Origin of the sequence: Cognatundibacterium luofuense (assembly GCF_018139685.1) — a bacterium.
Classification (GTDB): domain Bacteria; phylum Pseudomonadota; class Gammaproteobacteria; order Burkholderiales; family Burkholderiaceae_D; genus Undibacterium; species Undibacterium luofuense.
The window spans coordinates 1-255 of sequence record NZ_JAGSPN010000701.1; the positions used below are offsets into that span (position 1 = coordinate 1).

Below are 255 nucleotides of genomic sequence, written 5' to 3' on the forward strand. Positions count from 1 at the left end.
CCAATGGCACGGCATACACCTTTACAGTGACCGCCACGAACAGTGCCGGTACAGGCAGTGCATCGTCCGCATCGACAGCGGTGACGCCGAAAGCCACACAAACGATTACCTTTAATAATCCGGGCAGCCAGAACTTCGGTACGACCCCGACTCTGAGCGCGACAGCAAGCTCCGGTCTGAGCGTTGCCTTTACCAGTGCAACAACAGGCGTGTGTACTGTGTCCGGCAGCACACTGACCTTTGTGACGACAGGCA

Annotated in this window: 1 pseudogene; it reads left to right on the forward strand. The window is 57.3% G+C overall.

The features are described from left to right. A pseudogene (locus tag KDM89_RS22705) lies at positions 1-255 on the forward strand (hypothetical protein); the annotation flags it as partial.